General features: G+C 63.2%; 24 protein-coding genes. 11 read left to right on the plus strand and 13 right to left on the minus strand.

Going from position 1 to position 23,632, the window contains the following annotated elements; all coding sequences use genetic code 11:
• Nucleotides 1-18 precede the first annotated feature (18 nt).
• From J9885_RS14535 to J9885_RS14555, 5 genes are all read right to left on the minus strand, one after another.
• Entirely contained in the window at nt 19-579 is a 561-nt protein-coding gene (locus tag J9885_RS14535) for a Sua5/YciO/YrdC/YwlC family protein (protein ID WP_210549873.1), read from the minus strand.
• Nucleotides 580-840: 261 nt separating this feature from the next.
• The gene (locus tag J9885_RS14540; protein WP_210549874.1) at nt 841-1,398 is read right to left on the minus strand and encodes a topoisomerase DNA-binding C4 zinc finger domain-containing protein; all 558 of its coding nucleotides are present in this window, start codon (nt 1,396-1,398) and stop codon (nt 841-843) included.
• A 55-nt stretch (nt 1,399-1,453) separates the two neighbouring features.
• Nucleotides 1,454-1,927, minus strand: coding sequence for a DUF494 family protein (locus J9885_RS14545; RefSeq protein WP_025325340.1), 474 nt, complete (start codon nt 1,925-1,927; stop codon nt 1,454-1,456).
• Complete coding sequence (gene dprA / locus J9885_RS14550) at nt 1,920-3,035, minus strand: DNA-processing protein DprA (protein ID WP_210549875.1); 1,116 nt, start codon at nt 3,033-3,035, stop codon at nt 1,920-1,922. The genes J9885_RS14545 and dprA overlap by 8 nt, the downstream gene beginning before the upstream one ends.
• 1 nt (nt 3,036) lies before the next feature.
• The gene (locus J9885_RS14555) at nt 3,037-4,125 is read right to left on the minus strand and encodes a LysM peptidoglycan-binding domain-containing protein (RefSeq protein WP_210549876.1); all 1,089 of its coding nucleotides are present in this window, start codon (nt 4,123-4,125) and stop codon (nt 3,037-3,039) included.
• A 108-nt stretch (nt 4,126-4,233) separates the two neighbouring features.
• Between J9885_RS14555 and def the strand changes: the two genes are divergently transcribed.
• The 5 genes from def to J9885_RS14580 all read left to right on the plus strand — a co-directional run bounded on the left by def (nt 4,234) and on the right by J9885_RS14580 (nt 10,043).
• Nucleotides 4,234-4,746 carry a peptide deformylase gene (gene def, locus J9885_RS14560; RefSeq protein ID WP_042078370.1) on the plus strand — a complete coding sequence of 171 codons (513 nt, stop codon included), beginning with the start codon at nt 4,234-4,236 and terminating at the stop codon, nt 4,744-4,746.
• Nucleotides 4,747-4,758: 12 nt separating this feature from the next.
• The gene (fmt, locus tag J9885_RS14565; protein ID WP_210549877.1) at nt 4,759-5,703 is read left to right on the plus strand and encodes a methionyl-tRNA formyltransferase; all 945 of its coding nucleotides are present in this window, start codon (nt 4,759-4,761) and stop codon (nt 5,701-5,703) included.
• 60 nt (nt 5,704-5,763) lie between these two features.
• Nucleotides 5,764-7,056, plus strand: a complete 1,293-nt coding sequence (rsmB, locus tag J9885_RS14570; RefSeq protein ID WP_210549878.1) for a 16S rRNA (cytosine(967)-C(5))-methyltransferase RsmB — start codon at nt 5,764-5,766, stop codon at nt 7,054-7,056.
• A 74-nt stretch (nt 7,057-7,130) separates the two neighbouring features.
• Nucleotides 7,131-8,507, plus strand: a complete 1,377-nt coding sequence (gene trkA, locus J9885_RS14575) for a Trk system potassium transporter TrkA (RefSeq protein ID WP_210549879.1) — start codon at nt 7,131-7,133, stop codon at nt 8,505-8,507.
• A gap of 93 nt (nt 8,508-8,600) precedes the next feature.
• Entirely contained in the window at nt 8,601-10,043 is a 1,443-nt protein-coding gene (locus J9885_RS14580) for a TrkH family potassium uptake protein (RefSeq protein ID WP_210549880.1), read from the plus strand.
• 83 nt (nt 10,044-10,126) lie between these two features.
• Here the strand turns inward: J9885_RS14580 and rmuC are convergent, their stop codons facing one another.
• Entirely contained in the window at nt 10,127-11,458 is a 1,332-nt protein-coding gene (gene rmuC, locus J9885_RS14585; RefSeq protein ID WP_210549881.1) for a DNA recombination protein RmuC, read from the minus strand.
• Nucleotides 11,459-11,525: 67 nt separating this feature from the next.
• A complete protein-coding gene (locus tag J9885_RS14590) occupies nt 11,526-11,741 on the minus strand; it encodes a hypothetical protein (RefSeq protein ID WP_043763441.1) in 216 nt (71 codons plus the stop codon).
• Between the two features lie 136 nt (nt 11,742-11,877).
• Here J9885_RS14590 and J9885_RS14595 point away from each other — a divergent pair, with 136 nt between their 5' ends.
• A complete protein-coding gene (locus J9885_RS14595; RefSeq protein ID WP_182935653.1) occupies nt 11,878-12,390 on the plus strand; it encodes a ferredoxin-type protein NapF in 513 nt (170 codons plus the stop codon).
• 71 nt (nt 12,391-12,461) lie between these two features.
• On the opposite strand, the gene J9885_RS14600 is transcribed toward J9885_RS14595, so the two are convergent.
• From J9885_RS14600 to J9885_RS14625, 6 genes are all read right to left on the minus strand, one after another.
• Nucleotides 12,462-12,914, minus strand: coding sequence for an Rrf2 family transcriptional regulator (locus J9885_RS14600; protein ID WP_005326180.1), 453 nt, complete (start codon nt 12,912-12,914; stop codon nt 12,462-12,464).
• 285 nt (nt 12,915-13,199) lie between these two features.
• Entirely contained in the window at nt 13,200-14,039 is an 840-nt protein-coding gene (locus J9885_RS14605; RefSeq protein WP_043763449.1) for a PfkB family carbohydrate kinase, read from the minus strand.
• A gap of 64 nt (nt 14,040-14,103) precedes the next feature.
• Entirely contained in the window at nt 14,104-15,075 is a 972-nt protein-coding gene (locus J9885_RS14610) for a LysR substrate-binding domain-containing protein (RefSeq protein WP_043763451.1), read from the minus strand.
• A 154-nt stretch (nt 15,076-15,229) separates the two neighbouring features.
• Nucleotides 15,230-15,958, minus strand: coding sequence for a glutamine amidotransferase (locus J9885_RS14615; protein ID WP_043763453.1), 729 nt, complete (start codon nt 15,956-15,958; stop codon nt 15,230-15,232).
• 82 nt (nt 15,959-16,040) lie between these two features.
• Nucleotides 16,041-17,537, minus strand: coding sequence for a CoA-acylating methylmalonate-semialdehyde dehydrogenase (locus tag J9885_RS14620; protein ID WP_043763454.1), 1,497 nt, complete (start codon nt 17,535-17,537; stop codon nt 16,041-16,043).
• Between the two features lie 99 nt (nt 17,538-17,636).
• On the minus strand, nt 17,637-18,965 hold the full coding sequence (locus tag J9885_RS14625) for an aspartate aminotransferase family protein (protein ID WP_134695907.1): 1,329 nt from the start codon (nt 18,963-18,965) through the stop codon (nt 17,637-17,639).
• Nucleotides 18,966-19,136: 171 nt separating this feature from the next.
• On the opposite strand from J9885_RS14625, the gene J9885_RS14630 reads away from it, so the two are divergent.
• The 5 genes from J9885_RS14630 (at nt 19,137) to J9885_RS14650 (ending at nt 23,597) form a co-directional block, all read left to right on the plus strand.
• Entirely contained in the window at nt 19,137-19,679 is a 543-nt protein-coding gene (locus tag J9885_RS14630) for a cupin domain-containing protein (protein WP_043763458.1), read from the plus strand.
• Nucleotides 19,680-19,923: 244 nt separating this feature from the next.
• Nucleotides 19,924-21,420, plus strand: coding sequence for an aldehyde dehydrogenase (locus J9885_RS14635; protein WP_210549882.1), 1,497 nt, complete (start codon nt 19,924-19,926; stop codon nt 21,418-21,420).
• A 124-nt stretch (nt 21,421-21,544) separates the two neighbouring features.
• Entirely contained in the window at nt 21,545-21,718 is a 174-nt protein-coding gene (locus J9885_RS14640) for a hypothetical protein (RefSeq protein WP_167332244.1), read from the plus strand.
• 122 nt (nt 21,719-21,840) lie between these two features.
• Nucleotides 21,841-22,737: an EamA family transporter RarD gene (gene rarD / locus J9885_RS14645; RefSeq protein ID WP_043763466.1), complete on the plus strand. Its 897-nt coding sequence runs from the start codon at nt 21,841-21,843 to the stop codon at nt 22,735-22,737.
• A gap of 56 nt (nt 22,738-22,793) precedes the next feature.
• On the plus strand, nt 22,794-23,597 hold the full coding sequence (locus tag J9885_RS14650; protein ID WP_210549883.1) for an AraC family transcriptional regulator: 804 nt from the start codon (nt 22,794-22,796) through the stop codon (nt 23,595-23,597).
• Nucleotides 23,598-23,632 lie beyond the last annotated feature (35 nt).

Consider the following 23,632-nt stretch of genomic DNA (forward strand, 5'->3'; position numbering starts at 1 on the left):
GCGGGATCCCGCCTCCGCTCAGGAGGGGCGAATGATGGCGCCGGTACGGGCGTCCTTGATCTCCGACGGATTGGCCTGGCTCCCCACCTCGCCGGGCAGGATATAGGCCAGCTGGCTCGCCAGCAGTTCACCGATATCGGCAACCCGACGCGCAGGCTCTTCGCCGGTCAGGTTGGCACTGGTGGAGACCAGCGGCTTCCCAAAGGCACGGCACAGGGCCTGCACCTGAGGATGAGCCGTGACACGCACCGCCAGGGTATCGAACTGACCGGTCAGCCAGGACGGTGTCGTCGGGCGGGCCGGCATGATCCAGGTGAAAGGGCCTGGCCAGCTGGCTTCGACTCGCGCCAGTTGCTCATCGCTGAGCTGGCTCAGATCGATGTAATCCTGCAACTGCGCCAGCTCGGCCGCGATCAGGATCAGTCCCTTCTCAACAGGTCGCTGCTTGATGGCCAACAGGCGCTGCACCGCAGTTTCGGAATCCGGATCACACCCCAGACCAAACACGGCCTCAGTGGCATAGGCAATCACCCCTTCACCTTCAAGGGCGATGACGGCTTGTTCAAATTCGTTTGACATAAAAAATGCGACAGCCGAGCTGTCGCCTCTCATCACTGGGTTGTTGGTTGAACCGCCATGGCAGCCCTCAGGGCCATCATCTTACACATGCAGGCCTCATGGAAACCTGATGTGCGGCCCATGGCATCAGGCCATGCTACATATCAGCTGTGTAGCCGCATCATGAAACAATCGAACGCCGACCCACTGATACGACGTGCTCCATATGGAGCATGGCGAGAGGAAATCTCTCGGTTAGCCACCGGCATCATGGCGGCAGGATTATACCCGCTCAATCTGATGGCAGCATTTCTTTTGCGGGCAGACCCAGCGCAGGCTCCCCCTCACTTTCTTCTCCACCATGATGCCCCAGCCACACTCGGGGCAAGGCATGGGAACCGGCTTGTCGTTCACCACATACTTGCAATGGGGGTAGGCATCACAGGAGTAGAATTGCTTGCCGTAGCGCGAAGTGCGGCTGACAAGGTGCCCCTTGCCGCACTCGGGGCAGAGGATCTGGGTGTCGTCACTCTCCTGCAGCGATTCGATGTGCTGACAGGCCGGGTACTGGGTACACCCCACAAAGAGGCCGTAGCGCCCCTTCTTGATCGCCAGAGGATGACCACAATCCGGGCAGGCCGAACCGTCGAGTACTTTCTCGATGTCGCGACCGGAGGTGGTGAGGGAGCGGATATAGTCGCAGGCGGGATAGGCCGAGCAGCCCAGAAAAGGACCGTGCTTGCCCTGGCGGATCACCAGATCGGCACCACACTGCGGGCACGGTTCGCGCTCGAATGCGTGTTCGTGGGCAGAAAAGAGGTGATGATCGATCTTTGACATGGGCCGCGCCTTGAAATCCAGATGGCCTGAATTCTACCAGCGCGGCACGGGACTGTCAGTGAATGACGCCGTCTGACTCGTCAAACACCAGCTCTTCCATCTGCTGGTAAGCATTCTCGCTGCCCGGCACGTTGAACAGGACCATCATGACGACCCACTTCAGGTCATCCAGTTCGATGTCCGGCTTGTCCAGCTCGAGCAGACGCTCGATGCAGATCTCGCGGGTTTCGGCATTGAGTACCTGGGCCTGTTCCAGGAAAAGCAGGAAACCGCGGCACTCGGTACTGAGGCGAGCCAGTTCCTGCGGGGCGTAGATCCGCATCGACCCTTGCGCGCTGGCGGTGACGTACACTTCCCGCTCGCTGTCATGCAGATTGGCCAGCCGCTCCAGCCAGTTGAGCGCCTTCTCGATTTCGTCCTGATTGAAACCGGCCCGGCTCAGTTCGTCGGTGAGTTCATCCTGCTCGACCATCACATCTGCATCGCTGTGGATGTAGGTCTCGAAAAGGTACATCAATACATCAAACATGATTCGCCCTCCTCGCTTTGACGTATCCACCGGCTACCGCCATCACTGCGCCGATCAGCTCCAGCTCAACCAACCTGCCCGACACGACTTCGACAGGAAGCTGAGCCCGCTCGGCAACGGTATCCACGCTCGTGGCTTCATAATCTACGTTATCCAACAAATCGGCATAAGGCAATTCGCCATTATGCAATGCCACGGAAGCAATTCCCCTTCCTCCCATGGCCGACACCAGAGCAGGCAACTCCTCCAGCACATCGGCCGCATTCAAGACCAGCTTGGCACCCTGCTGAAGCAGGCGGTTACATCCGGCAGCCTGGGTATTCTGCGGAGCACCGGGCACGGCAAAGACCTCGCGCCCCTGTTCCAGTGCGTAACGAGCCGTGATGAGCGAACCGCTTTGCTCGGCCGCCTCCACCACCAGCGTCCCCAACGACAAACCGCTGATGATGCGGTTGCGGCGGGGAAAGTGTTCGGCCAGCGGCCCCTTTTCCGGTGCCAGCTCGGACAGGAGCAGACCGCCCTGCTCGAGGATCTGCATCGCCAGCCCCTGATGGCGCCTTGGGTAGAGGCAGTCGAGCCCGGAGCCCAGCACCGCCAGGGTCACGCCCCCCGATGCCATCGCCTGCTGATGGCAGACGCCATCGATACCCAGCGCCAACCCCGAAGTGATCGCCAGACCGCATTCAACCAGCTCGGCACACAGACGTGCCGCGTTGTCCTTGCCTGCATAAGTGGGGTGACGGGTACCCACCATCGCCAGTTGTGGCAAGGCGAGGGATGGGATATTCCCGCGGCAGTAGAGCAGCAACGGAGCGGCGGGGATCTCTTTGAGCAGCGCAGGATAGGCAGGATCATCCGGACACAGCAGGACGTTGTTAGGCTCACCTGCCCAGTGCAGCCCTTGCTCCACCACGAGGGAAGGGTGCCTCAGCTGACTGATCTGGGTCGGGAGCAGGCCCAGGGCCTGCAACTGACCGTCATCACACTCAAAGAGGGTGTCGATATTGCCATCGGCATGTGCGAGCAGACGGGCCGCGGTCACCGGACCAACGCCGGTGATCGCATCCAGCGTCAGCCACCGTGACAGCCGTTCGAGAGGGACGGGCACGTCAGAAGTTACTGACCTGATAACCAGAACCGACCAGATCCTGACTCTGCAGGATGAGGCCATAGCTCAACTTGTCATACACCTTGAACAGCATGACCCTGGCAACAGCCTCGGCAGGCAGGGTCGACTTGCCCGAAGAGTAGAATGCCTTGTCATAGACGGATGCATATTCCCGATATGACGTCTTGCCATTCTTGTCCACCAACCCTGCGCCTGGACGCTGGATCTCGAGCACATCGCCAGGTGCAACCTGATCGCGCTGCCCCTTATTTATCAGCACGACGTCAAACTTGCCTCCCCCGTGTACCTTGCTCGGCAACTCGATCACATACCCGGGCGAGATGGATGGCGCCGCCTTGGGCATGAACACGGCAGAGAGACTCTCTTGTGACGGCAGCGGCATCACCTTGTCCCCCTGGTACACCTCGCGCCTGTTGTGGGTCAATGTGACGCGCGTGCTGTCGTTGTCCAGGCGCTCCTCCGCCCGCACTGTGCCGACGAAGACAGCCTCCTGACCGAGCAGCTCGCCAGTGTGCTTGTCCTTGTATGCCACGCCGGGGCGATAGACGCCGTAGCTCTGACCGGGGGTCAGGGAACCCTTCACGTAGAGGGTGTCACCCTCCAGCATGCCTATGTGTTTGTCGTTGTTGCCAAGCACATAGGGGAGATCCTTGCTCTGCTGGCTGTTGGCCAGAATATGATCGGTCTGCAAGAAGGGGCCTATCTCGCTTATAGGCAGGGTCGGGATCGGATTGGCCTTGTTCTCGTACCGGTTCTTGGGCGAGAGGTGGATGACCTGCTTGCCCCCCTGGCTGGCCTTGCCGAGGCGTGGCTCACCGTTGACCCAGCTCAGATGCAGCACGTCACCGGGGTAAATCCAGTGTGGATTGGCAATCTGGGGATTGATGTTCCAGAGGCGTGGCCAGAGCCAGGGTTCGGCGAGATACTGACCCGAGATATCCCAGAGGGTATCTCCCTTCTGGACCACATAGGCCTCGGGATAACCGGATTTCAGGGTCAACTGCTGTGCCATGGCGCCACCGGCCAGGGCTGTCGCCAGGCAGGCGACGACGATTTGCTTCAGATACATAACACTCCCTGTTACTTCTGCACGCAAAGTGTTGCTGTTTTTTGTCGGCGTAAATGACTAGAATTACGTCAATATTGACTGCGTTTATATGAAACTAAAGAAAAAATTATGGCCATTCTAGATGTATTGCGTTTCCCCGATGAACGCCTGCGCACAGTCGCGGCCCCTGTCGAGGCCTTTACACCCGAGTTACAACACATTGTAGATGATATGTTCGAAACCATGTACGCGGAGGAAGGCATAGGCCTGGCCGCGACTCAGGTCGACATTCATCAGCGTATCATCGTCATCGATGTCTCTGAAAACCGTGAAGATCAGCTGGTGTTGATCAACCCGGAGATCCTGGAGCAGTCCGGCAGTACCGGCATCGAAGAGGGTTGCCTCTCCGTGCCCGGCAACCGGGCTCTGGTGCCGCGCGCCGAGTGGGTCAAGGTCAGGGCGCAAGATCGCCACGGCAACACCTTCGAGCTGGAAGCGGACGATCTGCTCGCCATCTGCATACAACATGAGATGGATCATCTGGTCGGCAAGCTGTTTGTGGATTACTTGTCCCCCCTCAAGCGCCAGCGCATTCGTCAGAAGCTGGAAAAGATGGCCCGTGAAGATCGCAAAGTCCTCTGAGGATCTGTCCCATTGAACAAGCTGAAACTGATTTTTGCCGGTACCCCCGACTTCGCCGCCCGTCACCTGGCGGCGTTGTTGTCTTCCGACCACGAGGTCGTCGCCGTTTACACCCAGCCCGACAAGCCCGCCGGCCGTGGCCAGAAGCTCACCGCCAGCCCGGTCAAGGAGCTTGCGCTGGCCCACGAACTGCCGGTCTATCAGCCAGCCTCCCTGCGTAACGAAGAGGCACAGGCTGAACTGGCGTCACTGGGCGCAGATCTGATGGTCGTGGTGGCCTACGGCCTGATCCTGCCCAAGGTGGTGCTCGACACCCCGCGTCTGGGCTGCATCAACGTGCACGGCTCCCTGTTGCCGCGCTGGCGCGGCGCGGCCCCCATCCAGCGCTCCATCTGGGCGGGCGATGCCGAGACCGGCGTCACCATCATGCAGATGGACGTGGGACTGGACACCGGCGCCATGATCCGCAAGGTGACCTGCCCCATTGCGGCCAATGAAACCTCAGCCAGCCTCTATGACAAGCTGGCCGGTCTGGGCCCCCAGGCACTGGTCGACACCCTCAATGCCATGGCCGCCGGCAACACCGCCGCCGAGCCGCAGGACGACACCCTGGCCAACTACGCCGAGAAGCTCTCCAAGGAAGAGGCGCGCATCGACTGGTCCATGGACGCTGCCGCCATCGAGCGCTGCATCCGCGCCTTCAACCCCTGGCCCATCAGCTGGTTCGAGGTCGCCGGCCAGACCGTCAAGGTGTGGCAGGCCGAGGTCGTCGCACAGGAGCACAGCCAGGCGGCCGGCACCCTGCTCAAGGCCGACAGGCAGGGGATTGACGTGGCCACCGGCAAGGGTGTGCTGCGCCTGCTGACCCTGCAGCCCCCCGGCAAGAAGGCCATGTCCGTCACGGATCTGCTCAACTCTCGCCGCGACTGGTTTGAAGCCGGCACGCAACTGCTTTGATCTGGATTGAATTGACACAGGCGGGGCTCATGCCCCGACTTGTGCATCTAAGGTAACGCTATGAAAACACGCGCACAGGCTGCTCTCGTCATTCAACAGGTGCTGGATCAGGGCCAATCCCTCTCCGCCGTTCTGCCTGCTGCCCAGGAGAAAGTCGCGCCCCGCGATCGCGCCCTCCTGCAAGAACTCTGCTACGGTACCCTGCGCTGGCTGCCCCGTCTCGATGCCGCTGTCGGCGAGATGATGGACAAGCCGCTCAAGAACAAGAGCCGCATCTTCCACTACCTGATCCTGGTCGGTCTCTATCAGCTCATCTACACCCGCATCCCGGCTCACGCCGCGGTGGCCGAGACCGTCAACGCCGTCAAGCTGCTCAAGGGTTCCTCCCTGCGCGGCCTCATCAACGGGGTGCTGCGCAACTTCCAGCGCAGCGCCGAAGTCATACTGCTGCGCATCGACCGCGTGCCCAGCATCCGCCTCGGCCACCCGGAGTGGCTCACCAAGCGGTTGCGTCAGGCCTATCCCGACAACTGGGAATTCATCATGGAGGCCAACAATCAGCGTCCCCCCATGTGGATCCGCAACAACGGCCAGCGCCAGAGCCGCGAGGCCATGCTGGCCCGCATGAGCGAGGCGGGTATCCCGGCCTCTGCCGGTGAAGAGGGGGAAGACTGCATCCTGCTGGAACGCCCCTGCGACGTGACCAAACTGCCCGGCTTCGAACAGGGCGACTGCTCCGTGCAGGACGGCGCTGCCCAGCAGGCCGCCCGCCTGCTCGACCCCCAGCCGGGGGAATGGGTGCTGGATGCCTGCGCTGCCCCCGGTGGCAAGACGGCCCACCTGCTGGAGCGCCAACCCAAGCTGGCTGGCGTCGTCGCGGTGGATGCCGACGAGCAGCGCCTCAAGCGGGTGCAGGAAAACCTGGATCGCATCGGCCTCCATGCCCAGGTGATCCACGGGGATGCCAGCACGCCGGATCTGTGGTGGCCACAGGGGCAGTTCGACCGCATCCTGCTGGATGCCCCCTGCTCCGCCACCGGCGTCATCCGTCGCCACCCTGACATCAAGTGGCTGCGCCGGGACCAGGACATCCGTGAACTGGCCGAACTGCAGCGCCGTATCCTGAACGCACTCTGGGGCAAGCTGAAAAGCGGTGGCACCCTGCTCTACGCCACCTGTTCCGTGCTGCCGGAAGAGAACCGGGAGCAGATCCGCGCCTTCCTGGCCGATACCACGGATGCCCGCCTGGTGCCACTGCATGCAGCGGACACCCCGGCCAGTCCTGGCCGCCAGTTCCTGCCCGGTGAGGCGGAGATGGATGGCTTCTACTATGCCAAGCTCATCAAGCTGTAGGCCGAACAGGCGGATGGTAGGCCCGGTGACGGGCCGCCTCATTTCGAAGCAACAACCTTGAGTACGATGTCCATATGAAGATCATCATTCTGGGCGCAGGTCAGGTAGGTGGCACCCTGGCCGAGAACCTCGCCGGCGAGAACAACGACATCACCATCGTCGACACCGACAGTGATCGCTTGCGGGAGTTGCAGGACAAGTTCGATCTGCGGGTGGTGAATGGCCACGGCGCCCACCCCAGGGTGCTGCGCGAGGCGGGTGCCCAGGATGCAGACATGCTGGTCGCGGTCACCAACAGTGACGAGACCAACATGGTCGCCTGCCAGGTGGCCTACTCCCTGTTCAACACCCCGAACAAGGTGGCGCGTATTCGCTCCCCGGCCTACCTGGTGGAGAGGGATCGCCTGTTCCTGCCAGAATCCGTGCCCGTGGATCACCTGATTGCCCCCGAGCAGCTGGTGACGGACTATGTGCGCCGTCTCATCGAGTATCCCGGCGCCCTGCAGGTGGTGGACTTCGCCGGCGGCAAGGTGGGTCTGGTGGCGGTCAAGGCCTACTACGGCGGCCCCCTGGTGGGCAACGCCCTCTCCACCTTGCGGGATCACATGCCCAACATCGAGACCCGGGTCGCCGCCATCTTCCGCCAGGGTCGTTCCATCCGTCCCCAGGGCACCACCATCATAGAGGCGGACGACGAGGTCTTCTTCGTGGCGGCGGCGGGCCACATCCGCGCCGTGATGTCGGAGCTGCAACGCCTCGAGAGTCCCTATCGGCGCATCATGATCGTCGGGGGCGGCAACATTGGCGCCGGCCTCGCCCGCCAGCTGGAGAAGCGTTACAGCGTCAAGCTCATCGAACGCAACCAGAAGCGGGCGGAGCAGCTCTCCGAGAATCTGGAGCACACCATCGTCTTCTGTGGTGATGCGGCGGATCAGGAGCTGCTGGCGGAGGAGCACATCGAACAGATCGACGTCTTCATCGCGGTCACCAACGAGGACGAGGCCAACATCATGTCGGCCCTGCTCGCCAAGAAGATGGGTGCCAAGAAGACAATGGTGCTGATCCAGCGTGGCGCCTATGTGGATCTGGTGCAGGGTGGCTCCATCGACATCGCCATCTCCCCCCAGCAGGCCACCATCTCGGCCCTGCTGACCCATGTGCGCCGGGCCGACATCGCCAACGTCTACAGCCTGCGCCGCGGTGCGGCCGAAGCCATCGAGGCCATCGCCCACGGGGACGAGAACACCTCCAAGGTGGTGGGCAAGACGGTGGGCGAGCTCAAGCTGCCGCCCGGCACCACCATAGGCGCCGTGGTCCGGGGTGACGAGGTGCTGATCGCGCACGATCGCACCAAAATTCAGCAGGATGACCATGTGGTCATGTTCCTGGTGGACAAGAAGTACATCCCGGAAGTGGAGCGCCTGTTCCAACCCAGTCCCTTCTTCCTGTAAGCCGGCCATGTACCAGGCAACGGCATCCAGACCCGGCTCCTTCCTGCAGGCAAGGTCCGGGTCTTTTTTTAATCAACGACCAGGTTATCTTGCATGATCAAGCTGCGTCCCATCGTCTTCACCCTCGGGCTGGTGCTCTCCAAGCTGGCCCTCTTCATGTGGCTGCCCACCCTGCTGGCCCTGCTGACCGGCTCGGAAGGCTTCGTCGAATTTCTCAAGTCGGTGCTCATCACCCACGGCGCCGCCCTGCTCTGCCTGCACTACGGGCGCAAGGAGGAGTTCCACCTCGGGGTGCGGGAGATGTTCCTGCTCACCACCTCGGTCTGGGTGGTGGCCTGCGTCTTCGGCGCCCTGCCGTTCGTCTTCATCACCCACATCGGGTTTGCCGACGCCTACTTCGAAACCATGTCGGGGGTGACCACCACGGGCTCCACCGTGCTTTCCGGGCTGGACAACATGGCCCATAGCATCCTGCTGTGGCGCTCCATCTTGCAATGGTTGGGGGGCGTCGGCTTTATCGTGATGGCGGTGGCGGTGTTGCCCTACCTCAACGTGGGGGGCATGAAGCTGTTCCAGACCGAGAGCTCGGATTGGTCCGACAAGAGCGCCCCACGCGCCAAGACGGTGGCCAACAACATAGTGCTGGTCTATCTGGTGCTCTCCATGCTCTGTTTCCTGGCCTACTGGGTAAGCGGCATGACCCTGTTCGAGGCGGTCAACCACTCGATGACCACCCTCAGCACCGGCGGCTACTCCACCTCGGATCAGTCCATGTCCCATTTCTCCAACGCGGCACACTGGATAGGCACCCTCTTCATGTTTCTTGGCGGCCTGCCGTTCCTGCTCTATGTACAGGCCCTCTCCCGACGTGACAACAGCCTGTTGCGGGATGCCCAGGTACAGGGCTTCTTCTGGCTGATAGTCTGGGTGACCGTGGTGGTGACCTTCTATCTGTGGGTCAGAGATATTTACGGCTTCATGGACGCCCTGCGCATCAGCACTTTCAACATCGTCTCCGTGCTCACCACCACCGGCTTCGGCCTCGGCGATTTTGGCACCTGGGGGCCGCTCACCAGCATCATCTTCATGATCCTGCTGGCGCTCGGTGCCTGCTCTGGCTCCACCTCCGGCGGCCTCAAGATCTTCCGGGTACAGGTGGCCTTCGCCCTGTTCAAGAAGCAGATGCGCCAGTTGATGCATCCCTCCGGCGTCTTCCCGCAGAAGTACAACGGCCGCCCGGTGAACGACGCCATCATCCGCTCCCTGATCTCCTTCGTGCTGGTCTACTTCGCCATCATCCTGCTGATCGCCGCCCTGCTGGCCGCCATCGGCCTGGATCCCCTGACCGCCATCTCGGGCTCCATCACCGCCGTGGCCAACGTGGGCCCGGGCATGGGGCCGGTCATCGGCCCCAGCACCAACTTTGCGAGCCTGCCGGATTCCGCCAAGTGGATCCTGTCGTTCGGCATGCTGCTGGGACGGCTCGAGATCCTGACCGTGGCGGTGCTCTTCTTCCCCTCCTTCTGGAAGCAATGAGCCGCCGTCCACAGGGGCGCAGACGCAGAAAGGGCAGCCACTGGCTGCCCTTTCTGCTGTCGTCATCCAAGTGAGCGAGCGCCTCATTCGGCCGACTCCTCCCGCTCAAGCGCCCTGTCGACCAGAGACTCCGGCAGGGGTTTGGTGACCTCCACCCCCAGCTCGCGAAATCGCTCGGCCTGGGCGATCAGGTTGCCGCGGCCATTGACCAGCCGCCCCATCGCCTTGTCGTAGCTCTCCTGCGCCTTGTGCAGGCTGCCCCCCATCTGCTGCATCTCCTCCACGAACAGCCGCAGCTTCTCGTAGAGGCGGCCCGCCCGCTCCGCGATCTGGCGCGAGTTCTGGTTCTGCCGCTCGTAGCGCCACAGATTCTCTATGGTGCGCAGCGCCACCATCAGGTTGGTGGGGCTCACCAGCAGAATGTTGTGATCCAGCCCGTAGCGCACCAGGGAGGGATCCGCCTCCAGGGCGGTGAGGAAGGCGGGCTCCACCGCCACGAACATCAGCACATAGTCCAGAGTACGCACCCCGGGCAGCTGCTGGTAATCCTTGCGGCCCAGCTCGCGAATGTGGTTGCGCACCGAGGCGACGTGCTCCTTGATCGCCACCGCCTTCTCCAGCTCGTCGTCCGCGTTGTACCAGCGCTCATAGGCGGTCAGCGACACCTTGGCGTCGATGATGATGTCCTTGTCCTGGGGCAGGTGAACGATGACATCGGGCTGATAGCGCTTGCCCTTGTCCACCTCGATGTTGACCTGGGTGTGGTACTCGTGACCCTCCCGCAGGCCGCACTCGGAGAGGATCCGGGCCAGCACCACCTCGCCCCAGTTGCCCTGCTGCTTGCTGTCCCCCTTGAGGGCGCGGGTCAGGGCCGCCGCCTCTTCCGTCATGCGGGCGTTGAGCTCGGCGAGGCGCTCCAGCTCGAACTTGAGGTTGTGGCGCTGGGCCGTCTCCTGGGCGTGGGTCTCTCCCACCTGACGGCGGAAGCCCTCGATCTGCTCCTTGAGCGGGGTTAGCAGCAGATCCAGGCTGTTTTGATTCAGTTCGCGGAAGTTACCTGAGTTTTGCTCGAAGATGCGGTTGGCCAGGTTTTCGAACTGCTGGCTGAGGCGCGCCTCCGCCTGCTGCTGCAGCTGCAACTTCTCAGCACTGGCGAGGCGCTCGCTGCGCAAGGTGGCTTCGGCATCCTTGAGACGGGCGGTGAGCTTGAGCAAGAGGGTCTGCTGCTGCTCCAGCTTCTGCTGGGCCAGCATCTTCTCGTCCTGCAGCTCGTCACAGCGATCCTGCAGCACCTGATGACGCTCTTCGAGGAGCAGGGCCTCTTCCCGGGCACTGCGGCGCCCCGCCAGCCAGCCAAGCAGCAGGGCGAGCAGGGCCGCCAGCACGGCGGGCCACCAGGTCAGCAGCGGGCTCATCGGTCACCCCGTCTGGACAAGGTATGGGAGAACACCACTGGCACGCTCGGCGCTGCGACCCGGCACATCATCGACGCCCCCGCTGGCGCAGGAAGAGTTCGAGGTAGCGGTTGAGCAGCAACCAGAGCAGCACGTAGATCAGATAGGCCGCCAGCACCACCCACTTGTGGCTGTTGACCCCGGTATCGAGTTCGCTGAACTCGATACCCTTGAGATGGCAGTAAGCCCACATCAGCAGGGGGAAGACATAGAGCAGAGAAGCACGCCACAGAAATAGCCACATGAGTTCATTCATCCCGCAAAAAGATCCGCCTAGCTTACACAAGGGCAACCCGGCTTGCGATCCTGCCCCGAGCTATTCTCTGGCTTGCCCGGTGAAAACTGGATAAAATTAACCCCTAATAGGTATAGGGGTGAGCATGACTCATTTTTTCTGTCGCTGGCTGGCACACGCATTGAGAGGCCCCCGCAGACCCAAGGTGGTTTGCCATGAGGCGCGCCCGCCCTGGGCCATCGAAGAGTCCCAGTTCCTCACCCTGTGCAAGCGCTGCGGGGCGTGCTTCCAGGCCTGCCCCAACGGCCTGCTCAAGCCCGCCGACCGGCCCGAGTACGCTGGCAGCCCCGTCGCCGGCACCCCGGTGCTGGATCTCGCCTGCGGCCAGTGCAGCTATTGCGGCAGCTGTGCCAGAGCCTGTCCCACCGGGGCGCTGGACCTGCGCCTCGGCCGCCAGGTGCAGACCCGGGTCAGGATAGAGGCGAGCTGTCAGGCCCGTCAGGGCTTCTATTGCCTGTTGTGCGAGGATGCCTGCCCCCTGCAGGCGATCAAGGTCAGCAACGGCGGGGTCAGCGTCAACATGGCGGCCTGCGATGGCTGCGGTGCCTGCGGCCTTGCCTGCCTGCACGGCGCCATCACGCTTGTCCCCCAGCCCTGAACCGATTTCCAAGCCAGATTTATGCAGACAGCAAAAAGGGGCCATCAGGCCCCTTTGTTCTGCCATCGCCCTCAGGCCATGGTCAGGATATTGTCCTGCTCGATGCCAAGCAGGTGGCAGAGCCGGGTCGGGTCCCGCACCGCATCGGCCAGGGTGTACTCCCCCAGCACCTCGAGGAAGGCGTTCATGGCACGGCGCAGAATGCCCTGGATACGGCAGCCGCCGGAGAGGCGGCAGTTCTCGCGCTTGCAGTCCACCGGGCAGAGAACGTGTTCCATGTCCATCACCACATCCCGCAGGTTGATGGAGACGGCGGAACGACCGAGCCGGATACCCCCATGCTTGCCGCGCACCGTCTCGATGTAACCCTTGATGCCGAGCTGGTGCACTATCTTGACCACGTGGTTGCGGGAGATGGCGAAGGTGTCGGCCACTTCCGTGATGGTCGACAAGCGATCACCGGGCTGGATCGCCAGGAAAGTCAGGGTACGCAGGGCGTAGTCGGTAAATCGTGTCAGTTGCATGGTCGCACTTGCCTCTTACTACAAGCCAGAAATCAGGACGACAGCCGATGGCCAAAGAGGGAAGACTGCACATGCTTTCGCACGGGGTTGCCGCTTCGACCGAGTCGTGGAGTGACAAGGTTAAGAGCAGCCCGGACGGGTGTCGATGAAGATGTACATAAATCGGCACTTTCTTTGATTGATCGCAAACTTGCCGCCTTGGCCCGGGGTTTTGGCCGTTTCCGGCGTCAACATGCCGGGGAGAGGAGGGTTCCCGTCGCCCGGGCGGCCTGCCGTCAGAGGGGCTCAGTGAGGATGTTTCAGCCAGTTCTTCAGGGCCTGGGAGGGGATGGAACTCTCGGAGGCGACCGCGAAGGCGCCCCAGTCCACCGCGCACTGCAGGGCATCCCCCATCGCCATGCCGCGTGCCAGGCCGTGAATGAGGCCGCCGGCGAAGGCATCCCCCGCTCCCGTGGTGTCGACCACGGAGACCGGCCGCGCCGCCACCCGCACCTGCTCCTCACCGTGGATGGCCACGGCCCCCGCCTTGCCCTCGGTGAGCACCAGCCATTCGAGCTGCTCGCCGGCGAGTTGGCGGGCATGCTGCCAGGGGTCGCTCACCTCGCCGAGATCGGAGCGGGAGGCCACCAGCACGTGGCAGGGGCGGCGCGCCTGCCCTCCCTTGGGGTACTGGGCCACCACGAAACTCTTGCCCAGCATCTGGCGCATGTAGCCGATGATGGCGGTGCCGGGATAGTTCACATAGAGGCAGTCCACCCCCTCGCTCGGCAGATCCCCCGGCAGATCCGGGCGGCGTGGACGGCGCAGTATGGTGCGCTCCCCGGTGGAATCCACCAGCACCAGCAGCTCCCCCGTCTCGCCGCCGAAGCGCTCCACGTGGCTGCAGTCCAGGCCATAGGAGGCCGCCTGCTCCAGCAGCCAGTCGCCGGTCTCGTCCAGCCCGATCCGGGAGGCGATGATCACCTCGTGCCCGGCCCAGACCAGCCCGATGCCGGTGTTGGCGGCACCACCCCCGAGCCGGCGACCCTGATCCACGTATTGCAACCGCGCCCCCGCCACCAGAGGCTCGGCCAGGGAGAGGACGTGATCACAGTTGAGATTGGCGAGCAGCAGAATGCGGGACATGGGAACCTCGACAGGGCGGGCAGGCGCCGGCACCCGGGGTGCCGGACAGACAACGGGAGAGCGTTCAGTAGACGGGCAGTTCCACCCCGGCCAGCAGTTCGTCGATGCGCGCCTGGGTCGGCTGTTGCATCACGTTCTGGATCATCTCCTTGGTGAGATGAGGGGAGAAGGAGCTGATGAAGTCATACATGTAGTTCTGCAAGAGAATGCTCTTGCTGAAGCAGATCTGGGCCGGGCAGGGCTCGAACAGGTGCTCCAGGTTGATGGCCACGAGGCCGGGGGCGTCGTGGTCGTTGGCCACCAGGGAGGAGATGATGCCGATGCCAAAGCCCAGCTCCACGTAGCGCTTGATGACGCCGGCATCCATCACTGTCATGTAGTAAGTGGGGGTGAGGCCGGCGGCCTGAAACACCTTGTCCTGCACCTGGCGCCCGGTTGCACCGCTCTCGTAGCTGAGGATGGGGTACTGGCAGAGCTGCTCCAGGGTCGGCTTCTTCACCTTGGCCAGGGGGTGATCCTGCGGCACCACCAGGGAGAGGGTCCAGAGGTAGGCGGGCAGCGCGATCAGCTCCTTGTCGAAGCCTATCTCGTGGGCCACGATGGAAAAATCCGAATATCCCTTGCTGATCTGCTCCTTGGTGGCGGACATCACGGGATGCAGGTGGAACGAGATCTTGGGGTACTTCTTGGTGAAGTAGGTGACGCTTTTCGGCAACAGGTAACGGGCGATGGTGTGGGTGGTGTGGATGTTGAGGGTGCCCACGGTCGGATCCAGGTACTCCCGGGAGATGGCCTTGATCTTGCTCTCGATGTTGAGCATGGCCTCGGCACACTTGATGATCTCCTCCCCCACCGGGGTGATCCGGTGCAGGTGCTTGCCGCGACGCTCGAAGATACGCACCCCCAGCTCGCTCTCCAGCAAGCCGATCTGCTTGCTCACCCCAGGCTGGCTGGTATAGAGCGCATCGGAAGCGACGGAGACGTTGAGATTGTGGTCCCGCACCGCGATCAGATACTTCAACTGCTGTAGTTTCAAGGTTGCACCCTCACAGGCTGGCGCGGCTGTCCTTGATGGACAAGGCCGCCAAAAATGGCGGCCAGTGTATCATCCGAACTGGGCATATCGCCGCTTGATCCTTCATTTTGCTACAAAATCTAGCATCAGCGCGGCGGATATGACAAACGGCGGCTCAGTGTGCGGCAACCCCGACCGGCAGGATGCCGAGGAACTGCAGCAGCCACTGCATCATGGTGGCGGAGTCCACTTCCCCCTCCAGGGAGGAGAGGCTGCTCTGGTAGTGTGCGTCTGGCAGCCGGTCCCGCCGCCGCTCGATCAGCGCACGGTTGTATTCCACCGAGAACTCCGGGTGGCCCTGAATGGCCACTATGTTGTCCCCCTGCAAAAACATGAAGTTGGGGCAGAAGTCATTGCCCGCCAGCAGGGTCGCCCCCGGCGGCAGCTGCTCCACCTGGTCCTGGTGGCTGGCCAGGATGCGGATGGTCTCGAGCCCCGGCGCCATCCAGGGTTTCACCGCCTGCATGGCGTGCACCGAGACACCCAGCCCCCACCCCTTGGTGGACTTCATCACCTCGCCCCCCAGGGCCTGGGCGATCACCTGATGGCCGAAGCAGACCCCCGCCAGCTTGACGTTGGCGTCGTGGGCCCGGCGGATCCACTCCCGCAGCGCCAGGATCCAGGGCACGTCGCTGTAGGCGTCGTGGCGAGAGCCGGTGATCAGCCAGGCATCGCACTCGGTCAGGTCATCAGGCAGCTCGCCGTCGAGCGCCGACCAGACCCGGAATTCCAGTTCCGGCGCCAGCGCCCGGAAACCCTTGATAAACATCTCGGAGTAAACGGGGCCGAAATCCCCCACCAAATCGGGGTCCAGCCGGTCACAATCGAGAATACCCAGTCGCATCTGTCACTCCTTCACAGGGATAGCGGGCACGCCGGCGGATCCCTTCCGCCGGGCCATGTCCGGGCTAGCTGCTGCATGTTGATCATTTCATGGTCGGCATGGAGAACTCGGCGCCAGCGCGCAGGCTCTGGGGCCAGCGGGCAGTCACCGTCTTCATCCGGGTGTAGAAGCGCACCCCATCCGGCCCGTGCATGTTGAGCGGCCCGAAGATGGACCGCTTCCAGCCACCGAAGCTGTGAAACGCCATGGGCACCGGAATGGGAACGTTCACCCCTACCATACCGACCTGAACCCGTGTGGTGAAGTCCCTTGCGGTATCCCCGTCGCAGGTGAAGATGGCGGTACCGTTGCCGTACTCGTGTTCGTTGATGAGGCGCAGCGCCGTCTCGTAGTCCGGTGCCCGCACGATGGCGAGCACGGGGCCGAAGATCTCCTCCCGGTAGATGCGCATCTCGGGCGCCACCCGGTCGAACAGGCTGCCCCCGATAAAGTAGCCCTCACCGTGACTCACCCCACGGCCATCTACCACCAGCTCGGCCCCCTCGGCCACCCCCTGATCCACATAACCGCGCACCTTGGCCAGGTGCTCGCGGCTGATGAGGGGCCCCATCTCGTTCTCCGGACTCTGACCGAGGCCCGGCCCGACCCGCAGGGCCGCCACCAGGGGCGACAGCTTCGCGACCAGGGCGTCGGCAGTCTCGTCACCCACCACCACGGCCACCGAGATCGCCATGCAGCGCTCGCCGGCGGCGCCATAGGCCGCCCCCATCAGGGCGGAGACCGCCTGATCGAGATCCGCGTCCGGCATCACCACCATGTGGTTCTTGGCGCCGCCCAGGGCCTGCACCCGCTTGCCGTGAGCCGAGGCGGTGGCATAGATGTACTGGGCGATGGGGGTGGAGCCCACAAACGACACGGCACCGACCCGCGGGTCGGTCAGCAGCACGTCCACCACCTCCTTGTCGCCGTTGATCACGTTGAGCACCCCGTCCGGCAGGCCCGCCTGCTTGAGCAGCTCGGCCATGCGCAGAGAGAGGGACGGATCCTTCTCCGAGGGCTTGAGGATGAAGGTGTTGCCGCAGGCCAGCGCCACCGGGAACATCCAGAGCGGCACCATGGCAGGGAAGTTGAACGGCGTGATGCCGGCGCACACCCCCACCGGCTGCATCATGGAATGGCTGTCCACCCCGCGGCCCACGTTGAGGGAGTGCTCCCCCTTGAGCAGATGGGGAATACCGCAGGCAAACTCCACCACCTCCAGACCCCGGGTCAGTTCACCCTGGGCGTCGGAGAAGACCTTGCCGTGCTCGCGGCTGATGAGCTGGGCCAGCTCGTCCCTGTGCTGCTCCATCAGCTCCTTGAAGCGGAACAGCACCCGGGCGCGCACCAGGGGCGGGGTCTGGGACCAGTCGGCAAAGGCACGTTCGGCACTGGCGATCGCCTCGGCACACTCGGCGGCAGTGGAGAGGACGACGGAGCCCTGCTGCTGGCCGGTGGCCGGGTTGAAGATGGCGCCGAAACGTTCGCTGCGACTCTCGGTCGTCTCGCCGTCGATGAAGTTGTCGATCCTGTAACTCATAAATCCTCCGTGATGGGTCATCCGTCCTCCCCTCGCCGCGTCGGGGGCGGCACAGGGAGATGGCGCCCGGGGCGGGCACCATCCAGTGCGATAAAGGGGTCAGTCCTGGGCCTGCAGGGCGTCCTGCAGCAGGGTGAAGAGATCGTCGATCTGGCTGCGCTCGATGATGAGGGGGGGCGACAGGGCGATGATGTCGCCGGTCACCCGGATCAGCGCCCCCTTCTCGAAGCAGCGCACGAACACCTCGTAGGCGCGCTTGCCCGGTGCATCGGGCATGGGCTCCAGTTCGATGCCCGCCACCAGCCCGTAGTTGCGCACGTCCTTCACGTGCTTGCAGCCCTTCAGCGAATGGGCCGCCTCCTCCCAGTAGCCCGCCAGATCGGCGGCGCGACTCAGCAGGTTCTCTTTGCGATAGATCTCGAGGGTCGCGAGGCCCGCGGCGGCCGCCACCGGATGGCCGGAGTAGGTGTAGCCGTGGAACAGCTCGATGGCTCCCTTGCCCGCCGCCATCATGTCGTCATAGATGTGGTTCTGCACCAGCACAGCCCCCATGGGGATGGCCCCGTTGGTGAGCCCCTTGGCACAGGTGATCATGTCGGGGATGACGTCGAACTCCTGGGCGGCGAAGGGAGAGCCCAGGCGGCCGAAACCGGTGATCACCTCGTCGAAGATGAGCAGGATGCCGTGTTTGGTACAGATCTCCCGCAGCCGCTTGAGGTAGCCCTTGGGCGGCATGATGACACCCGTGCTGCCGGCGATGGGCTCGACGATCACCGCCGCGATGTTGCTGGCGTCGTGCAGGAAGACGATCTTCTCCAGCTCGTCAGCCAGGCTGAGATCTTCCTCCGGCAGCCCCTTGGTGAAGGCATTCCTGGCGATGTTGAGAGTGTGGGGCAGATGATCCACCCCGGTCAGCAGGGAGCCGAACCACTTGCGGTTGCCGGGGATGCCGCCCACAGAGATGCCACCGAAGCCGACACCATGGTAGCCTCGCTCGCGGCCAATCAGCCGGGTGCGGGTACCCTGGCCACGAGCTCGCTGCCAGGCCAGGGCGATCTTGAGTGCCGTGTCCACGGACTCCGAACCTGAGTTGGTATAGAAGACATGGCCGAAGCCCTTGGGGGCGATCTCCACCAGCTGGTTGGCCAGTTCGAACGGCAGGGGGTGACCCATCTGGAACGTTGGGGCAAAATCGAGGTGGGAGATCTGCTGGGAGACCGCCTCGGCAATCTCGCGCCGACCATGGCCCGCGTTGCAACACCAGAGGCCCGCAGTGCCATCCAGTATCTTGCGGCCATCCTCTGAGTGATAATACATCCCTTCTGCCGACTTCAGGATGCGCGGCGCCGCCTTGAACTGCTGGTTGGCGGTAAAGGGCATCCAGAAGGCGGACATGTCGGGGGTATTGATGTCGCTGACAGGTTTCATGGTCACCTCATCCTTAAGGCGTTTAGTAACACCCGGCTCTTGCCTATTAAATTAAACACCTGAATCCATAAAAAAGGGCTTTTATCGCCCCGCTTGGTGTCACCCCTCAGGGGTGGTATAAGATATTTAACACAATTTTAATAATAGTAAACAGTCAAGGAGTGTCTATCGATGGATATCGGTCACCGCCTCAAGGCGGTTCGCACCAAGGCGGCCCTTTCCCAGCGCGAGCTGGCCAAACGCTCCGGTGTGACCAACGGCTTTATCTCCCAGATCGAAAAGAATCAGGTGAGCCCCTCCGTGGCCTCCCTGCGCAAGGTGCTGGAAGGCATCCCCATGTCCCTGGCCAGCTTCTTCACCGACGAGACGGAGATGGATTCCGAGGTGATCTTCCGTGCGGACGACATGCCGGATCTCGGCACTCACCCCATCAGCTACCGCCTGGTGGGCCACAGCCGCGCCAACCGGGCCATCGGCATGATGCAGGAGATCCTGCCCCCGGGCGCCGACACCGGCGACGACATGCTGAGCCACGAAGGGGAAGAGTGCGGCATCATCATCCGGGGCGAGGTGGAGGTGACCGTCGGCGAGCAGGTCTATCTGCTGACGCCGGGGGACGGTTACTACTTCGACAGCCGCACCCCGCACCGCTTTCGCAACGTGGGGGAGCAGGAGTGCGTGCTCATCTCCGCCAACACCCCCGCCAGCTTCTAAGAACAACCTGCTGCGCCCGCTAACCCGGGGAGTGCCAACTCCCTGACAGCGCGGCTAAAACCGGGGCCCAGACCGCCATTGACGGGAGCCATGCTCGCGTTCCGTCATTGCGACCGAAGCGGTCGCCAGCGGTGATGACAGGGGGCAGTGTTTAACGAATTGTTACAAGATGGATTTACAAGCGGCAGGATGTTTAGCATATTGATACGCGGGAACTGACTTAAGACCGGTTCAAGGAGTGAACATGAGTGACCTGACCCTGGCCCAGTGGCAACACAAGGCCGCCCATCTGACCCTGCCCTCGCAGGCCTTTATCGACGGCAGTTATCGGGACGCCATCAATGGCGCCACCTTCGACTGCATCAACCCGGCCAACGGCCAGCTGCTGACCCGGGTCGCCTCCTGCGACGCCGACGACGCCGAGCTGGCGGTCCAGGCGGCCCGCGCCGCCTTCAACGACAAGCGCTGGTGCGGCCTCTCCCCCAAGCAGCGCAAGCTGACCCTGCAGCGTTTCGCCGAGCTGATGCGCCTCAATCTGGTGGAGCTGGCGTTGCTGGAGTCCCTGGACATGGGCAAGCCCATCGGTGACGCCATGGGGTATGACGCCCCCGCCGCCGCCAACTGCATCGCCTGGAACGCCGAGGCCATCGACAAGATCTACGATCAGGTCGCCCCTGTGGAGGAAGCCGCCCTGGCCCTGGTGACCCGGGAGCCCCTCGGCGTCGTGGCCGCCATCGTGCCCTGGAACTTCCCGCTGGTGATGGCCTGCTGGAAGCTGGGCCCGGCGCTCGCCACCGGCAACTCGGTGATCCTGAAACCTTCCGAGAAGTCCCCCCTCACCGCCCTGCGCATCGCGGGTCTGGCGAAAGAGGCGGGCATTCCGGACGGTGTCTTCAACGTGCTGCCCGGCTTCGGCCACACCGTTGGCGAGGCGCTGGCCATGCACATGGACGTGGACTGCATCACCTTCACCGGCTCAACCAAGATCGGCAAACACCTGGTGCAGTGCTCCGGGAAGTCGAACCTCAAGCGCGCCTTCATGGAGTGTGGTGGCAAGAGCCCCAACGTCGTACTGGCGGACGCGCCGGACCTGGATGCCGCCGCCAGAAGCGCCGTGGGCGCCATCTTCTACAACCAGGGGGAAGTGTGCACCGCCGCCTCCCGCCTGCTGGTGCAAAACAGCATCAAGCCGCAGTTCATGGAGCGGCTGCTGGCCCACGCCCGCGAGTGGGTCTCGGCCAACCCCCTGGATCCCTCCACCCGCATCGGCGCCATGGTGGACAGCATCCAGATGGAGCAGGTACTGAACTACATCGCTATCGGCCAGCAGGAAGGTGCCAAGCTGCTGCTGGGGGGCAAGCGCACCCAGACCGAGAGCGGCGGCTTCTACATCGAGCCCACCATCTTCGATGACGTAACCCCGGAGATGCGCATCTTCCGGGAGGAGATCTTCGGCCCCGTGCTGGCGGTGACCGGCTTCGACACCCTGGAAGAGGCCATCGCGCTCGGCAACGACACCGACTACGGTCTGGCGGCGGCGATCTGGACGGCGGATCTCAACAAGGCGGTCAAGGGCTCCCGCGCCCTGCGCGCCGGCACCGTCTTCGTCAACAACTGGGACGGGGGCGACATGACCATGCCGTTCGGCGGCTTCAAGCAGTCCGGCAACGGCCGCGACAAGTCCCTGCACGCGCTGGAGAAGTACACCGAGCTGAAAAGCACCTGGATCCAGCTCGAATAACGTCGTAAATGACGCTTGCCGACAAGAAAGGGGGAGAAATCCCCCTTTCTCGTTTTTACGCTTTTATCCACGCGCCCAATCGATATAATCGTCAAATAGCAAGCCATTAAATTTAAAGATAAAAATGCTGTTTTTTCTGGGAAGTGTACTGTTTCTGGTCGTAGGGTTGCCGCTCCTGTTCTTCATCCTGGGACAGGGCGAGGCCTATGTGACCTGGGGCCCCTGGATCTCCGCCATCGCGCTCATGCTGTGGCTGCTGCTGGATGTGGAGAAGATACGCCGCGGGGGCGGCCGCTGACCCCGTTTCTGCTGCCAAAGCCCCATCGGACCCATTTATTGTCTTCTTTCCCCTCAAAAGGATCGCTACACTGACTTTTTGCGATGTTCCCCGACATCCGCTCTCCAGTGAAGGCTATCCACATGCAACAACACGTTCAGCGCCAGGGCGTCCTCTATGCCCTCGGCGCCTATACCCTTTGGGGCCTGGCTCCCATCTACTTCAAGTCCCTGTCCGCCGTGCCGGCCGCCGAGATCCTGACTCACCGCATGATCTGGTCCTGCGCCCTGCTGATGGTGCTGGTCCTGCTCGGTCGCCAGTGGCACAAGGTGCAGGCGGTGCTGCGCCAGCCCAGGGTACTGCTCACCCTGGCCTTCACCTCGGTCACCGTCGGCGGCAACTGGCTGCTGTTCATCTGGGCCATCAACAACGGCCACATGCTGGATGCCAGCCTCGGCTACTACATCAACCCCCTGTTCAACGTGCTGCTCGGCATGGTGTTTCTGAGCGAGAAGCTGCGTCGGCTGCAGTGGTGGGCGGTCGGGCTCGCCTTTGTCGGTGTCGCCGTCCAGCTCATCGCATTCGGCTCCCTGCCCTGGATCGCCCTGGTGCTCGCCTCGAGCTTTGCCATCTATGGCCTCATTCGCAAGAAGCTGGCGCTGGATGCCCTCACCGGCCTGCTCATCGAGACCCTGATCATGCTGCCGCCAGCCGCCTTCTATCTGTGGGGCATCGCCGACAGCCCCACCAGCCACCTCACCCAGAATGACTGGCACCTGAACCTGCTGCTCATCGCCGCCGGGGCCGTCACCACGGCGCCCCTGCTCTGCTTCACCGCCGCGGCCACCCGGCTCAAGCTCTCCACCCTGGGCTTCTTCCAGTACATAGGCCCCAGCCTGATGTTCATCCTGGCGGTGACCCTGTATGGCGAGGCGCTGGCGCTGGACAAGATGATCACCTTCGGCTGCATCTGGAGCGCTCTGGTACTGTTCAGCCTGGACGGTCTGCGCAGCGGCAAGCGGCGCCAGGAGGCCGGCTGAGGCGCCGGCGCAATAATCTACAAGCCAAGGGGCGGCTTTCGGGGTATCTATAGGGGATGAACGCACCCCAATCCCGCATCCACTACTGGCAATCCCGGCTGTTGCCGGGGGTTGAACTCTCCCACTCCCACCACAGGGAGTTCAGCTATGGCCGCCACGTGCACCTGGACTACCACATCGGTCTGGTGCAGCAGGGCGGCCAGAAGTTCATCCACAAGGGCAGCAGCCACAACCTGGTGCGGGGCGAGCTCTCCACCGTCAACCCGGACGAGATGCACGACGGCCTGAGCCTGTTGCCGGAAGGGTACGAGGTGCGGGTGTTCGCCATCGCCCCGGAGCAGCTGGCCCGCTGGCTGCCGGAGCACCCGGAGCCCTTCTTCGACAAGGGGCTGCAGAGTCGCCCCGACCTCTATCAGGGCTTCGCCCGTCTGCACATGTATCTGGATCAATCAAACCCCGACGGCCTGCTGGCGGAGAGCCAGCTGCTGGCCCTGCTCGGCGAGCTCTTCCGGCTCGCCCCCGAGCGCCACGCCCTGGCGGATCCCCAGCTCAGATACCTGCGCGACCATCTGATGGCCCGGCTGGACGAGCGCCACAGTCTGGAAGACCTGGCCGCCCTGTTCGGACTGGATCGCTTCGCCTTCCTGCGTCAGTTCAAGAAGAAGACCGGCATGACCCCCTACGCCTGGCTCAAGCGGCTGCGCCTCGAGCAGGGCAAGCGCCTGCTTGGCAGCGGCCTGCCGGTGAGCGAGGTGGCGCTCGCCGTCGGTTTCTTCGATCAGAGCCACTTCCACCACGGTTTTCGTCAGGCCTTCGGGCTCACCCCGGCGGAGTACCGCCAGCAGATGCTGCCCGCCTGATCGTCGTCGCTGCAATCTTTTACAATCCAGCGCCC

Origin of the sequence: Aeromonas sp. SrichE-2G, assembly GCF_017939565.1 — a bacterium.
In the GTDB taxonomy this organism is placed as follows: domain Bacteria; phylum Pseudomonadota; class Gammaproteobacteria; order Enterobacterales; family Aeromonadaceae; genus Aeromonas; species Aeromonas taiwanensis.

Excerpts from the sequence above, each read along its gene's own strand:
- J9885_RS14535 (WP_210549873.1), bottom strand. The coding sequence starts at position 579 with ATGTCAAACGAATTTGAACAAGCCGTCATCGCCCTTGAAGGTGAAGGG.
- J9885_RS14540 (WP_210549874.1), bottom strand. The coding sequence starts at position 1,398 with ATGTCAAAGATCGATCATCACCTCTTTTCTGCCCACGAACACGCATTC.
- J9885_RS14545 (WP_025325340.1), bottom strand. The coding sequence starts at position 1,927 with ATGTTTGATGTATTGATGTACCTTTTCGAGACCTACATCCACAGCGAT.
- J9885_RS14555 (WP_210549876.1), bottom strand. The coding sequence starts at position 4,125 with ATGTATCTGAAGCAAATCGTCGTCGCCTGCCTGGCGACAGCCCTGGCC.
- def (WP_042078370.1), top strand. The coding sequence starts at position 4,234 with ATGGCCATTCTAGATGTATTGCGTTTCCCCGATGAACGCCTGCGCACA.
- rsmB (WP_210549878.1), top strand. The coding sequence starts at position 5,764 with ATGAAAACACGCGCACAGGCTGCTCTCGTCATTCAACAGGTGCTGGAT.
- trkA (WP_210549879.1), top strand. The coding sequence starts at position 7,131 with ATGAAGATCATCATTCTGGGCGCAGGTCAGGTAGGTGGCACCCTGGCC.
- J9885_RS14580 (WP_210549880.1), top strand. The coding sequence starts at position 8,601 with ATGATCAAGCTGCGTCCCATCGTCTTCACCCTCGGGCTGGTGCTCTCC.
- rmuC (WP_210549881.1), bottom strand. The coding sequence starts at position 11,458 with ATGAGCCCGCTGCTGACCTGGTGGCCCGCCGTGCTGGCGGCCCTGCTC.
- J9885_RS14590 (WP_043763441.1), bottom strand. The coding sequence starts at position 11,741 with ATGTGGCTATTTCTGTGGCGTGCTTCTCTGCTCTATGTCTTCCCCCTG.
- J9885_RS14595 (WP_182935653.1), top strand. The coding sequence starts at position 11,878 with ATGACTCATTTTTTCTGTCGCTGGCTGGCACACGCATTGAGAGGCCCC.
- J9885_RS14600 (WP_005326180.1), bottom strand. The coding sequence starts at position 12,914 with ATGCAACTGACACGATTTACCGACTACGCCCTGCGTACCCTGACTTTC.
- J9885_RS14605 (WP_043763449.1), bottom strand. The coding sequence starts at position 14,039 with ATGTCCCGCATTCTGCTGCTCGCCAATCTCAACTGTGATCACGTCCTC.
- J9885_RS14615 (WP_043763453.1), bottom strand. The coding sequence starts at position 15,958 with ATGCGACTGGGTATTCTCGATTGTGACCGGCTGGACCCCGATTTGGTG.
- J9885_RS14620 (WP_043763454.1), bottom strand. The coding sequence starts at position 17,537 with ATGAGTTACAGGATCGACAACTTCATCGACGGCGAGACGACCGAGAGT.
- J9885_RS14625 (WP_134695907.1), bottom strand. The coding sequence starts at position 18,965 with ATGAAACCTGTCAGCGACATCAATACCCCCGACATGTCCGCCTTCTGG.
- J9885_RS14630 (WP_043763458.1), top strand. The coding sequence starts at position 19,137 with ATGGATATCGGTCACCGCCTCAAGGCGGTTCGCACCAAGGCGGCCCTT.
- J9885_RS14635 (WP_210549882.1), top strand. The coding sequence starts at position 19,924 with ATGAGTGACCTGACCCTGGCCCAGTGGCAACACAAGGCCGCCCATCTG.
- J9885_RS14640 (WP_167332244.1), top strand. The coding sequence starts at position 21,545 with ATGCTGTTTTTTCTGGGAAGTGTACTGTTTCTGGTCGTAGGGTTGCCG.
- rarD (WP_043763466.1), top strand. The coding sequence starts at position 21,841 with ATGCAACAACACGTTCAGCGCCAGGGCGTCCTCTATGCCCTCGGCGCC.
- J9885_RS14650 (WP_210549883.1), top strand. The coding sequence starts at position 22,794 with ATGAACGCACCCCAATCCCGCATCCACTACTGGCAATCCCGGCTGTTG.